Below are 13,725 nucleotides of genomic sequence, written 5' to 3'. Positions count from 1 at the left end.
AATACTAAATAAAGGGAGATGAGAGTTTTGAGCAGGAAATTCATCGCTGGATTTTTAAGCTTCCTGTTAACGTTTACGCTGTTGTTGCCTGCAGCGGGAGCGCAGGAGCCATCGCTCCAACAGGAAGAACGGGCCGTACAAGTCTTATCCGGTTTGGACCGGAACGCCGTATCGCTGGATACCCTGAAACCGGAACGGAATTTGAACCGGAATCAGCGGCAAAGTCAATTCTCTCGGTCATCTTCCCAATCTCTTTTATCTGATGAGGCCACTAAGATTGAAATGCAAGAGACTTCTCCATCCGCCTCATTTCAACCCGAAAATTACGTCCCTCTGACGGACAGTCCAGAACCCGTTACCGTCATCGTAGAATTACAGCAGACCCCGATAAAAGTGTTTGAGGCCGAGGCGGAACAGGTTCAAAGCAAATCAAGCCTCATGGCGCCGTCTATCTCCTCGCATCTCGCCAAGATCCAACTGGAGAGGAGCACCTTCAAAAAAGCGGTGCAGCGCGAGTTGGGCGCAACTATAAAACGCGAGTTTACCCAAGTGTTCAACGGATATTCGTTGACTCTGGCGGCAGACGAGGTCGAAGAACTGCTGACGCTGCCCGGAGTCAAGGCCGTATATCCGAACAACCCGGTTTATGCCACCGCCGAGGCGGATACCGTGCTTACCCCGCAGGGCAGCGTCCCTTTTATCGGGAGCGAAACGCTTTGGAGGGAAGGTTTTAAGGGCGAAGGCATCAAAATCGGCGTTCTCGATACCGGGGCCGCGAAGGACCACCCCGATCTGGAGGGGGCCATCGTCCAAAATCCGGACGGTTATTGGGGATACGACATCGTCAACAATGACGACGAACCGTACGAAACCACGAAGGAGGATTTTTATAAGGCCCGGGAACAAGATCCGACCCTTCCCGAGGTGAACGAACTAGGGAAGACCTATTACACCTCGCATGGTTCCCACGTCACCGGTATTATTGCCGGCCAGGGCGTCGGCGCAGCCGGGATGGAGGGAGTCGGGGGTGTAGCACCCGAGGCGGATATTTACGCCTATAAAGTGCTGGGTCCCTATGGAGGAGGATCGAACGAAGGCGTGATCGCCGGGATCGAGAAGGCCGTCGTGGACGGGATGGACATCATCAACCTTTCCTTGGGCTCGGTAGGAAACAATGAAGCGTCCGCGGATTCCGTCGCCGTCAACAACGCGGTAAGAGCGGGCGTCATTGCGGTCGTAGCCGGCGGAAACGACGGCCCGGACGAAGCGACGCTCGGCGATCCGGGATCGGCCGAGCTGGCGATTACGGTAGGAGCCTCCAAACACCCGACGGAGACGCCGATCGTTAAGGTAGGCGGTTCGGACGACAGCGCTTTTTTCATGGAGACCTTCGATAAATCCCAGGGCATAGAAACCCTGACGGAAGAATACGGATTGGTGGACGTCGGTCTCGGCAGAGAGGCGGATTACGAAGGAAAGGACATGAACGGAAAAATCGCGCTGATCAAGCGCGGGGAGTTCTCCTTTGCAGAGAAAGCGACGAATGCCATAGCTTCGGGAGCTACCGGCGCCATTATATTTAACAATGTGCCGGGTGAACTGGAAAGCGGTACGCTGGGGGAAGCCGACGTGACGATTCCGATCTACGCCTTGTCCGGTGTAGCGGGGAATCGAATCCAAGCCGAATTGGCCGCAGCCCCCGAACTGCGCGTCTCTTTTGGCAGCACCGTTGAACAGGATATCATGGGGGAATTTAGTTCGCGGGGGCCGGTGAAACCATCGTTTGATATCAAACCGGATATTAGCGCACCCGGAGTCCGAGTCCTTTCCAGCGTGCCCGAGTACGTAGGATGGTATGCGGCGCAAAACGGCACAAGCATGGCGGCGCCGCATATCGCCGGGGCGTCGGCCCTTCTCAAAGGGAAGTACCCCGATTTGACGCCGTCCGAAATCAAGGCTTTGATGATGAACAACACGGTCAAGCTGAAAGACCGGCTTGGAGCCCGTTATAAACATATGGAGCAAGGGGCCGGACGCGTTTCACTCGAAAAAATCCTGAAGGCCAAAGCGGTCGCCATGACCGAGGAAACGACCTATAATGTAGACGGAGCGGATTCGCTTACCCACTATACCGGCAGTATCTCTTTTGGTTATATTCCCTGGAGTTCGACCGGGGAACGGCAAATTACGGTCAAGGACATCGCCGGACAGGATTCTTCTTACGTCTTGAGTTCCGAATGGTATGGCTCCTCTCCGGTTCAAATCGAACTGTCCCGCACGCAGGTGGATGTTCCCGCGGGGGGACAGGGAGATTTTACCGTTACCGTAAAAGTACCCGAGCAAACGGATGCCACCTATTACGAGGGCGAACTGAAATTGCGGGATACGAACAGCGGCCATGAAATTCAAATGCCTATCGCCCTGTATATTGGGGAGGCGCCGAAAACGCATGCGGTTTCCGACGTCACGCTGGATCCGGACATTTTTTCTCCAAATGGAGATACATTGTCGGACGTTACGAAAATTTCATTTACGGTGAACACTCGAATATCGCTGCTCGCCATGGATGTACACGCGGCAGACGGCACCTTGATAGGGAATTTGTTCACCTTGGAACAAGAGCTGAATCCGGGCACCTATAATCTGAATCAGCCTTGGGATGGCTCGGGACTGGACGAAGGTTTATACTATTTAGTACCATGGGCGGCCGAGAAAGGAAAAGAACCGGTGCCGCTCGATGATCAGGCAGTGCCTTTCATTATTGATCGGGGCGCGCCTCTCGCGGAATTCGGGGAACCCGACATCGTCGTGGACGAATCCGGTTTCTCGGGGACCATCAGCGGCAAAATTACTCAGGATCTTTTGATCGATTTACTGGTATCTCAAGGGAACTTGTCCATTCCCGACGTGATCGGCGTGGCGGTTCTTTACGATAGCGCCAACGGCGAGAAAAAAGTACAGATTGACGGAACAGTGGATGAGAGCGGGAATTTCTCCATTCCGGTTCCCGTAACCCCGGGGGAGAACGTCTATGAGGTTTACATCTACGATCTCGCCGAAAACGGCATGATTGTACCGGCCCGTGTCGTCAAATATAAATCCGATGTTGAAAACGCGGTTGTTCTGACGGCCCTGCCTAGCCGGGTACCCGCGGATCAACCGTTCACGGTGGACGTTGATTTTGGAGTTACCGAAGCGGTATATTCCGCTAAATTCGATCTGCTGTACAGCAAGCGGCTACCGGCGCCGGAGGTTTTGACAAGTGCGCAGTTGAGCGGACATCAGGCGAAATGGAATCCAGACGCCCAGCTGTCCGTATCGGAAGCGGTCTACGAGCATTCTCCGGAAATCAGCCGGTACGAATACTCCGTTGCCTTGAACGATACCCCCGGCTATACCGGAATCGGGTCCTTGGCGTCTTTCCGATTCGGACCGTCACCGCATGGTGAGTATGCTTTTGAGTTGACGAATCTCGTGCTGCTCGATCAGAACGGTTGGGAAATCCAGGCGGATTCCAAGCTTCAGACCAAAGTCACCGTGTTGGAGAAGCCCGCGCTTCGGGTCGAACCTCAGGCGCTCTCCCTTCGGGAGGGGACTAGCGGAAAGCTGACCGTCACTTACCGGAATGCCGAAGGGAAGGAGACCGACGTGACGGCGGCAGCCGAGTATACGCCGGCCAATCCGGCACTGGTTTCCGTAGACAAAGGGGTGGTGACGGGAAAGCAGGATGGCCGCACTTCGATAGAAATCAAATACGGCGAATTAAAAGCGACGGCGGACATCACCGTTACGGACACACCGGAGCCCGGTGGCGGCGGCAGTAACAGTGGCGGCAGCAGCGGCGGTGGTGGCGGTACTTTTACGCCGGCACCCGTAACTCCGAAAGCCGAAAAGGCGCCGGCCGGAGCTGTGAGAGCGGAGGTCAAGAGCGGAGAACCTACCAAGGTTTCCCTCGAGAACGGCTTAACGCTTACCGTGCCGGAGGGGGCGCTGCCCGGAGAGGCCGCGTTTGTTGAAGTGACGGCCGCTTCGGATGAAGCGACGGCCACATTGCTCACCGGGTTGAACTTGGATGCCGCGCTTAGACCGGCGGGCAAGTATTACGACTTCGCCTTGTTGGATAAGAACGGAAAACCGCTGAACAGCGCGGCGTTCCGTCAACCGGTGACCGTGTCGATCCCGGTCGAAGCGCTCGCCGCAGCCAAGCTAAATCCGGCAAAGATCAGCTTGTTCAAGCTTCCGGAGCAAGGGCAGCCCATCCGGCTGGCGACCCGGCAGAAGGACGGCAATCTCGTGGCCGAACTGAGCGGCTTTAGCCGATACATGTTTATGGCGAAAGAGGTTAAGTTCCTGGACGTGACGGAGATGAATTATCCATGGGCGGTCAACGCGATTGAAGTGCTTGCCGCGAAGGACATCGTGACGGGAAGAAGCGGGAATCTGTTCGGTCCGAAGGAACAGGTCACCCGAGCCGAGTTTATCTCCCTGTTGGTACGGGCGTTGGATTTGCAGCCGAGCGGGTCGGCCCAAGTATCCTTCCGCGATGTCCCGGCCGGCAGTTGGTATTACGATGCCGTCCAAAGCGTTGTAACGGCCGGAATCGTGACCGGGTACGACAACCAAACGTTCGCGCCGGATCAAGCCATCACCCGTTCGGAAATGGCGGTAATGCTGTCCAGAGCGTTGAAGCATGCGGAAGGGAAGTCGGCAGCCCCGGCAACAACCTTATCCTTCTCCGACCAACTAGCGATTCCGTCTTGGGCGAAGGATGCAGTTGCCCATGTGGCCGGTCTGGGGCTTCTGCAAGGCAAAAGCGGGAATCGGTTTGAAGGAGAAACGCTCGCCAGCAGGGCGGAAGCCGCTGTAGTGATGTATCGTTTATACGGAAATCTATAATACCAAGGGTTTGGTTCGAATTAAAAGGAATTCTTCCCGTTAATTTGGTACGTATACGGCTGTAAAGGCGAATTAGCTGGAAAACCTCCCGCTAATTCGCCTGGAATAGTGCACATCGGCAATAGGGCCGCGAAATAGATGGAGCTTTTCCAGCTAAATCCGATCCAAGAGCCATAGAGCGGTACATTAACGGGAATTTTTCCCGTTAATGATGTAGACTCAGACGGTGGAACTCTATATCTACAATTGTGGGTGTTGGCAACGCATATCCGAAACCCTATCACATCCTTGCCAACGCCAATTCTTTAGTTCAACCTATCTAAGGAAATCATAAAAGTTTTGGCCGCTGGCATGGAGCCGGCGGTTTTTTTATTTTCATGTCACAAATCGCGAAGTAACGGTTGTCATATATGCGAATTCGGAACACGGGAGGTGATGGAGTGGATAAAAGAACAACGGTTGACGCAAACAGGGAGGAGCGCAGAGCGCTGATTGATGAATGGGCTCGGCAGGCGCAGGCGGGCTCCCAGGAAGCGTTTATCAAGATCACCCGCCACTTTGAGAGACAGTTGTATATCTATTGTTATTATCTCATCAAAGACCCTGAGGAGACGAAGGATGCGCTGCAGGATATTTTTATCCGGGCCTATCGAAATATCGGTGAATACCGGGGGGCCTCCTTCTCGGCATGGCTGTACAGAATCGCCTACACACACAGCATGAATGTGTTGAAGAAGAAAAAACGGGAGCAAAGGCTGGCGGACAGGTATCGGGATGAAGCCCGCCTATACACCCATACCGAACGGGATTCCGCCGTCATGGAACTGCTGGAGCCTTTGACGCCCGACGAGCGAAACCTGGTGCTGTTAAAGGCGGTGGAGCAGTACAGTTTCGAGGAGATCGGGCAGATTATGGATTGTACGGCTGTCGGATTGCGAAAAAAATATGAACGCATCCGTAAAAAACTGGTTCAATATGAACGAAATAAGGGAGGCGCGAAAATTGAAACGAACATCGGATCCAGCAGAGCGGGTTATTGAAAATTTGGAGTATATGATAAATCTTACGGAAGTGCCGGAATTAAACCTGGAAGAGAGGATTGTGGAAGAAATGAACAAAACAAATACAGTCAATCGTCATCGTCATCGGAAGAGCGGCATGATGAAAAAAGCGGCGGCAATCTCGGGAATCGCCGCGGCCTTGGGACTCGGGGTCGTCGGCAGCGGCTTTGTTTCCCCGACTATGGCCAGCGCGTTAAGCCAGGTCCCGTTGATCGGCAACGTATTTCAGCAATACGGGGATGCGGGGCTTCAGGCAGGGGTAAAACAGGGGCTGTATCAGCCCGTTGACGCCGCAGACAGCCACGGGGGCATCACCCTGAAAAGTACAGGTTATATCTATGACGGGACGCGTATCTCCGTTGCCCTGCAAAGAGAAGGCAAAACGGGTGACGGACTGCTGGGCGAAATTCTTTCCAACGGCGACAGAGTTACCGGCGGCAAAGGTGTAATCAAGGACATCAAAATGTTGGTCAACGGTGAGAACTATTTTGTCGGACGTTACATTTTGGAAGAAGGGGAAACCGGGGATTCGGCGATTCTGAACTTCAATGACTCCCTCCCTTTCGGTACCGGTACATCGGGTCATCCTGGAGACTTGGGGCGGCCGGCACTGGGTGAGTCTTTCGAGTTGACGCTTCAAGTGAACATGACGGGGGGCGACCAACCTTATGTGCTGAAGTTTCCGGTGAAGAAGAACACCGAAAATCTCGTCTTGAACCCGCAATCGGTCAAATCCCATGACGGCTTCAGCCTCACCTTGGATAAACTGGAACTGACGCCGATCAGTACACGGTTGACCATGACCGGTGAAGGGGAGTTCAAGAGCCTCGGAGAAGAATACAAAATTCCTGACAAATATCTGTATGCGGGCAAGCATGCATTCGGGGTTCATATCTTCGATGAGAACAACAACCGGGTGGACGATCTTTACGATAACCGGATGAACATCATCGATGGAAAATATCATATCGACTTCCTCTTTACGCCATTCAAAGAGAAACCGAAATCCGTTACGATTAAACCTTATGTACAAAAAGTGGACCGTACCTCAGGCAAATTTGGGGAAAAGAAATATATCAGCGAACTGGAGTTCAAGGTGGATCTGAAATAGCGGTAACCCTTCTGAGAATCGGAAGATACAAGCAAGCTCAAATCTAAAAAACGGCCGGGTAAGGGATCCCCCTTACCCGGCCGTTTTGCTTTGCTGCCGCCTTGCGGCGGGACTATTCAAGTTTCGGGGTGGACTCCCGGAAAATCGGTTTCGTATAAATGTGGGACACTTGATGGGGTTGATTCGGATCATGAATCCGGGACAGCAGCATTTCCGCCGCTTTAACTCCCATCTCATTACTGTAAATATGAACAGTCGTTAAATGGGGCTCGACGATTACGGACTCCGGTCCGTTGTCAAAGCCGCAGACCACAATATCGCCGGGAATCGACAGGTTCCGGTTCTTGAGCGCCTTGATAACGCTTATGGCAATGTAATCGTTCGCACAAATAAAAACGGAAGGCAGCTTCTCCATCTCGCCCAGCCGCTCATCCATCCAACCGGGCTTGGAGGAAAACAGGCGGTCATCGTCTACGACGCATTGAGACAGCTTAAGCTCGAGGCCGGCCTCCGTCAAAGCGCGGTTAAAGCCCACCCATCGCTCGTTAAAACTCCGGCAGTGATTGTAATCCCCGATAAACCCCAGTTCCTTGTATCCGCCTTCAATCAGTTTCTTGGTCAGCTGGTATGTGCTGTGTTCGTTCTCCATCAACAGGACGTCGGCCTGAAATTCAGGGAAACATACATGGGCCGAGCAATCGATGAAAATGGTTGGAATTCCGAGATCGGTAATCAGTCTGCTGTATTCCAGATCAAACAGCTCGATGCAGACAATGCCGTCGACATTCGCCTTATCGAAATTGTTCGGAAGCGATAAAGACTCCAGTTCAATATCCCTGACGATATGAATCGACAAATTATAGCCCTCCGAACTGATTCTCTTCTCCAGGCCGCTGATCAATGTGGAGCCGAAATGGGACGTATTGGGCAGATTCTCGGTTAGAAGAGCGATGTTTCTCGAATTGCTGCTCTTGGTTAAGAGGCTTTCGCTTTCCATGAACGCAAACTGTTTATATTTCAATTCGATCGCTTTTCTGATGACTTTGTTCCGGGTTTCATCCGGAATGCTCCCGCTTCCGTTCAGCGCTTTGGAGGCGGTGTTTCGGGAAATTCCCAGTGCGTCGGCGATATGCTGGATCGTAACTTTCTCCTTCGCCATTCTTTCACCTCGGTATCTTTACTTGATCTATTTATAGAAGTGAGAACACGATGACTTCGACTCTTCCAATGTATAACAGTTTATTGGAAATAGCAATATATTTTTTACAAATGCACACCTAAGTTTGCAAATGTAAATTTGCATAATTTACTTTATACATGTTGTTTATGCTCTAATAACAGCCGATAAGAAGCCTGTTAGCTTGAATTCGCTAAAGTTTTTAGTTTTATCACATTTATTGCACACATTTGTAAATATAAATCCCATAAATATCGAATTGACTTTTACATATGCACAAAAATATTTTAACAAAATGTATTGACCTACGTCTCTCTGTTTGTTAAATTGTAAGTGCATTCGATACATGAAGGCGGCCGAAAATGTTAATATGAAAGCCTTTACTGTTGACATATGCAAAGTTAGGAAGAACGGAGGCCATGAATTTGCAAAATCTGATGAACACCACCCAAGGGAAATCGGCGCTTGTTCACTCCGGCAAGCCAAATTGGATGAAATATTTGCGGAAGCATTCCTTTCTCTATTTGCTGCTAGCGCCGGCTCTGATCCTTACCCTTATTTTTAAGTACGGTCCCATGTACGGAGCGATTATCGCATTCAAAGATTTTAGTCCGATCAAAGGGATTCTCGGAAGCGAATGGGTAGGCTTTAAACATTTCGACAAGTTTCTGTCTTCTCCCAATTTTGAAGTTATCTTTATGAATACGCTTAAATTAAGCTTATTTGGTTTGATTTTGAGTTTTCCGGTACCGATTTTGCTCGCGCTGATGCTCAATCAAGTAAGGCGGGCAGGGGTCAAAAAGAACATTCAACTTTTTCTGTACGCCCCTAACTTTATCTCCGTAGTGGTTATTGTCGGGATGCTCTTCATCTTTCTGTCGCCGACCGGGCCGATCAACCAAATGTTCAGTTGGATGACCGGGGAGCCCATCATGTTTATGTCCAGGCCGGAGTATTTCCGGTGGATCTATATTCTGTCCGACATTTGGACGGGAGCCGGCTGGTCCTCCATTATATATGTGGCCGCTTTGGCGAATGTGGACCCTGAACTGCACGATGCGGCCAACCTTGACGGGGCTAACCTGCTGCAGCGGATTCGAAACATCGATCTGCCGACGATCCGGCCGATTATGGCCATCGTCTTTATCCTGGCGGCGGGCGGGATCATGTCCATCGGTTTTGAAAAAGCCTATCTCATGCAGACGGCGATGAATTTGCCGACCTCGGAAATCATTCCGACCTATGTTTACAAAATCGGTTTGCAATCGGGCGATTACGCCTATTCGGCGGCCGTCGGTTTATTTAACTCCGTGATCAACGTGGTTCTGCTGGTTACGGTAAACTTTATCGTCAAAAAGCTAAATGAGGGCGATGGTCTTTATTGAGAAAGGAGCAAACAACAATGCCCATTAAACATTCTAGCTTCGACCGGTTTCTGCTGAAATTGAACGGTTTTTTCCTGGCCCTGGCCGTGCTGGTCGTAGTGATTCCGCTGCTGTATATCGTGGTCGCTTCCTTCATGGATCCCTCCGTGTTATTGAGCCGGGGCTTATCCTTCCGGGTATCGGACTGGACGCTGGACGGTTATCAGAAAATTCTGTCCAATCCGGCGATGATCCGCGGCTTCGGCAATGCGGTGCTGTATTCCAGCTCATTTGCGCTCATTACGGTAACGGTGTCCATCTTTGCCGGTTACGCGTTATCGGATGACCGCCTGAAGGGCCGGGGGTGGTTCATGACCCTGTTCCTGATCACTTTGTTTTTCGGCGGGGGGCTCGTTCCCACATACCTGCTTGTCAAAAATTTGGGGCTGCTCGACACGATTTGGGCGGTGATTATTCCGGGGGCCGTCAACGTGTGGAACATCATTTTATCCCGGACCTTTTTCAAAGGGATTCCCCGTGAATTGCGCGAGGCCGCCGATGTCGACGGCGCTTCGGAAGCGAGCATTTTTTTCCGGATCGTGCTGCCGCTTTCCAAACCGATTATATTCGTACTTATCCTGTACGCCTTCGTCGGACAATGGAATTCCTATTTTGACGCGATGATCTATCTGGACAACCCGAACCTGCATCCGCTTCAGCTCGTTCTCCGTTCGATTCTGATCCAGAACCAGGTGGACCCGGGGATGATCAGCGACCAGCTGGCCATGGCGGAAATGAAGCGCCTGTCCGAGATTATCAAATATGCGGCGATCGTCATCTCCAGCCTTCCGCTGGTCATTATGTATCCGTTCTTTCAAAAGTATTTTGAGAAAGGTGTCATGGTCGGTTCCCTGAAATAGGGGGCGGCAGCACATATATGTACTTTTAATAAAACTGGGAGGTCATCCACAATGAAAAAAACGAGTACATCGAAAAGCGCCATGAAGTCGATATCCGCAACGCTCTTGGCTTCCGCTATTTTGCTCTCGGCCTGCGGCGGCGGGGGCGGCGGGGCCGCCAGCGAGAAGCAGGACCCGAACGGAAAGGTGACGCTGAACTTTATAACCCAGAGCTCGCCGCTCGCGCCGGCCGATCCCAACGAGAAGCTGATCAACAAACGGCTCGAGGAAAAGACGAACGTCCATATTAATTGGAAGAATTTCACCAAGGATGTGTTCGTCGAAAAAAGAAATCTTGCCATGGCGAGCGGGGATCTTCCCGACGCGATTTTCGACGCGGGGTACAGCGATTACGAGCTGTTGAAGCTGGCGAAGGACGGGGCGATTATCCCCTTGAACGACCTGATTGAGCAGTACATGCCGAACTTCAAAAAAGTGCTGGAGGAAGCTCCGGAATACAAAACGATGATTACCGCTCCGGACGGCAATATCTATGCTTTTCCATGGATCGAAGAGCTGGGCAGCGGCAAGGAACGGATTCAGGCGGTGGACGCCGTTCCGTGGATTAATGTGGAATGGCTGAAGAAGTTGGGGCTCGAAATGCCGAAGACGACGGAGGAGCTTAAGAAGGTGCTGATCGCCTTTAAAACGCAGGATCCGAACGGGAACGGCCAAGCGGACGAAATACCGTTATCCTTCATTAATAAACCGGGGGCCGAGGACCTGGTGTTCCTTTTCGCTTCCTTCGGGCTTGGGGAGAACGCCGACCACGCTGTCGTCACGAATGACGGCAAAGTGGTGTTCGCGCCGGCCGAGGAAGGATATAAGGAAGCGGTCAAGTTTATCCACGAGCTTTATAAAGAAGGGCTTATCGACGTCGAGGCCTATACGCAGGATTGGAGCACTTATCTGGCCAAAGGCAAGGATCACAAATACGGCCTGTATTTCTCCTGGGACAAGAGCAATATTTCCGGGGCCGATGACAGCTATGACGTGATGCCTCCGCTCGCCGGTCCCGACGGCGAAATCAATGTTACCCAAATCAATGCCCTCGGCTTCCATCGCGGCCGGATGGTGATTACGAGCGCCAACAAAAACCTGGAAGCGACGGCGAAATGGGTGGACCAGATGTACGATCCGATTCAATCGGTGCAAAACAACTGGGGAACCTATGGGGATGAAACCCAGCAGAACATTTTCGAATACGACGCGGAGAAAAATACGCTGAAGCACTTGCCTCTGAACGGAACCGCGCCGGTGGAGCTCAGAGAAAAGACGAGTGTCGGCGGGCCGCTGGCCATTTTGGACAGCTACTATGGCAAGTATACGACGCTGCCGGACGACGCCAAGGAACGACTGCGGATCGTCAAGGAAATCATGGCGCCTCATATGAAGGCGGAACATTCGATGCCGAGCGTGTTCAATTCGATTGAAGAGCTGGAGCGTCTGACGACGATTGAGACGGATCTGTTCGCATACGTATTGAGAATGCGCACCGAATGGTACCAGAACGGCAAGATCGACGAGCAGTGGAACGAATATTTGAAGGAATTGGATCGGCTTGGGCTTAAGGAATGGATGGAAATCAAACAGTCCGGTTATGACAGAGCCACGAAAAAGTAAGATCAGATAGAGAACTGCCGGATAAAAGCCGGGGAGAAGGAGAGAAACCATGTCAACTTTTATCAAGCAAAATTACCGAGGTGTCTATCATTTTTCGCCCCGGGCGATGTGGATGAATGATCCCAACGGGATGGTTTACTTTGAAGGGGAATATCACTTGTTCTTTCAGCATCACCCTCATGGTATGACCTGGGGACCGATGCACTGGGGACACGCCGTAAGTAAAGATCTGGTGACCTGGGAGGAGCTCGACATCGCCCTGGCACCGGACGAAATCGGGATGATTTTTTCGGGAAGCATCGTGGTCGACTGGCATAATACGACCGGATTTTTCGGTGAAAATCCCGGACTGGTCGCTATATTTACCCACAGCCGGGAAGCGGAGGGGGCTCAACCGGTTCAAACCCAGAGCTTGGCTTACAGTGTCGACAAAGGCAGAACCTGGACCAAGTTCGAAGGAAATCCGGTGCTTCAGGACGAGAGCCTGATCGATTTTCGCGATCCCAAAGTGTTTTGGCATCAGGGCACCAGACGGTGGATCATGATCTTGGCCTGCGGTCAAACGGTTCGCCTGTATCACTCCCCGGATCTGAAGAACTGGACCTTCGCCAGCGAGTTCGGCGACGGTATCGGGTTCCACGACGGCGTGTGGGAATGCCCGGACCTGTTTCCGCTCTCCATCGGCGGGGATCCTTCCCGACAGAAATGGGTGATGCTGGTCAGCATCGGAGATAACCCGGATTATCCGGAGGGCTCGCGCACGCAGTATTTCACCGGCGATTTCGACGGTTTGACGTTTACGCCCGACGCGGAATCCAGCGAGATCCGCTGGCTGGATCACGGACGGGACAATTATGCCGGAGTCAGTTGGTCCGATGTGCCCGAGGAGGACGGCAGACGTCTGTTCATCGGCTGGATGAGCAATTGGAAATACGCCAATCTGACGCCGACGGAGAACTTCCGCGGAGCGATGACCGTACCGAGAGAATTGTCGCTGGAGGAGAGGGACGGCGCGGTTTATTTGCTGCAAAAGCCGGCCAGAGAGCTGGAGGGCGCCCGTGTACCCGCGCTGCGTCTTCAAAGCGTATCCGCGGCCGAGGCCGAGAAGGCGCTCCGTTCCCTGCGGCTGGAAAGTTTTGAATTAAGAGCCGTAGCTTTCGCGGACCGTTCCTTTGCCTTCAAAGTAAGATCGGGAGACGCCGGCGAAACCGTGGTCGGGATGAACGCCGCGGATCGTGAAGTTTTCGTCGATCGCAACAAATCGGGCAAACATGATTTTCATCCGCACTTCCCGGGCGCTCATCACGCCAAGTTGAACGCGGCCGGCGACAAGGTGGAGCTGCGGATTCTGGTGGACCGCTCCTCGATCGAGTTGTTCGCGGACGGCGGGCAGGCCGTGATTACCGATTTGATTTATCCGGAAGGCGAAGCGGGCGGCATCGCTTTCGTTGCGGAGGATGACTCCGTGGTGCTGGATGTTCTTGAGGTGTATACCCTGGAACCATCCGCCCTAACCCGGAAGTGAAGCAAGGGA

Annotated in this window: 8 protein-coding genes; 7 read left to right on the top strand and 1 reads right to left on the bottom strand. The window is 52.5% G+C overall.

From position 1 onward, the window contains the following. Nucleotides 1-27 precede the first annotated feature (27 nt). From FRY98_RS07260 to FRY98_RS07250, 3 genes are all read left to right on the top strand, one after another. The gene (locus FRY98_RS07260) at nucleotides 28-4,896 is read left to right on the top strand and encodes a S8 family serine peptidase (protein WP_170287047.1); all 4,869 of its coding nucleotides are present in this window, start codon (nucleotides 28-30) and stop codon (nucleotides 4,894-4,896) included. 440 nt (nucleotides 4,897-5,336) lie between these two features. Further along, complete coding sequence (locus tag FRY98_RS07255; RefSeq protein ID WP_249043344.1) at nucleotides 5,337-5,936, top strand: RNA polymerase sigma factor; 600 nt, start codon at nucleotides 5,337-5,339, stop codon at nucleotides 5,934-5,936. After that, nucleotides 5,899-7,068 carry a DUF4179 domain-containing protein gene (locus FRY98_RS07250; RefSeq protein WP_170287046.1) on the top strand — a complete coding sequence of 390 codons (1,170 nt, stop codon included), beginning with the start codon at nucleotides 5,899-5,901 and terminating at the stop codon, nucleotides 7,066-7,068. Before FRY98_RS07255 ends, FRY98_RS07250 begins: the two co-directional genes overlap by 38 nt. A 112-nt stretch (nucleotides 7,069-7,180) precedes the next feature. Here FRY98_RS07250 and FRY98_RS07245 read toward each other — a convergent pair whose 3' ends face one another. Further along, a complete protein-coding gene (locus tag FRY98_RS07245; RefSeq protein ID WP_148451001.1) occupies nucleotides 7,181-8,227 on the bottom strand; it encodes a LacI family DNA-binding transcriptional regulator in 1,047 nt (348 codons plus the stop codon). A 509-nt stretch (nucleotides 8,228-8,736) separates the two neighbouring features. Here FRY98_RS07245 and FRY98_RS07240 point away from each other — a divergent pair. From FRY98_RS07240 to FRY98_RS07225, 4 genes are read left to right on the top strand one after another with little or no spacing between them, the layout of a single operon-like run. Beyond that, on the top strand, nucleotides 8,737-9,630 hold the full coding sequence (locus FRY98_RS07240) for an ABC transporter permease (RefSeq protein ID WP_373317715.1): 894 nt from the start codon (nucleotides 8,737-8,739) through the stop codon (nucleotides 9,628-9,630). 17 nt (nucleotides 9,631-9,647) lie between these two features. Further along, nucleotides 9,648-10,529 (top strand): carbohydrate ABC transporter permease, encoded by an 882-nt coding sequence (locus FRY98_RS07235; RefSeq protein WP_148451000.1) that lies wholly within the window; start codon nucleotides 9,648-9,650, stop codon nucleotides 10,527-10,529. A gap of 51 nt (nucleotides 10,530-10,580) precedes the next feature. Then, a complete protein-coding gene (locus FRY98_RS07230) occupies nucleotides 10,581-12,191 on the top strand; it encodes an ABC transporter substrate-binding protein (protein ID WP_148450999.1) in 1,611 nt (536 codons plus the stop codon). 49 nt (nucleotides 12,192-12,240) lie between these two features. After that, the gene (locus FRY98_RS07225; protein ID WP_148450998.1) at nucleotides 12,241-13,716 is read left to right on the top strand and encodes a glycoside hydrolase family 32 protein; all 1,476 of its coding nucleotides are present in this window, start codon (nucleotides 12,241-12,243) and stop codon (nucleotides 13,714-13,716) included. The last annotated feature ends 9 nt before the right edge of the window (nucleotides 13,717-13,725 follow it).

The sequence above is a fragment of the Paenibacillus faecis genome, assembly GCF_008084145.1.
GTDB lineage: Bacteria > Bacillota > Bacilli > Paenibacillales > Paenibacillaceae > Fontibacillus > Fontibacillus faecis.
Note: the sequence above shows the minus strand (reverse complement) of the source record. Positions and strands in the feature narration are given on the sequence as shown.

What these genes read in the sequence shown, in the direction of transcription:
- FRY98_RS07245 (WP_148451001.1), bottom strand. Translation starts at nt 8,227, where the DNA reads ATGGCGAAGGAGAAAGTTACGATCCAGCATATCGCCGACGCACTGGGA.
- FRY98_RS07240 (WP_373317715.1), top strand. Translation starts at nt 8,737, where the DNA reads ATGAAATATTTGCGGAAGCATTCCTTTCTCTATTTGCTGCTAGCGCCG.
- FRY98_RS07235 (WP_148451000.1), top strand. Translation starts at nt 9,648, where the DNA reads ATGCCCATTAAACATTCTAGCTTCGACCGGTTTCTGCTGAAATTGAAC.
- FRY98_RS07230 (WP_148450999.1), top strand. Translation starts at nt 10,581, where the DNA reads ATGAAAAAAACGAGTACATCGAAAAGCGCCATGAAGTCGATATCCGCA.
- FRY98_RS07225 (WP_148450998.1), top strand. Translation starts at nt 12,241, where the DNA reads ATGTCAACTTTTATCAAGCAAAATTACCGAGGTGTCTATCATTTTTCG.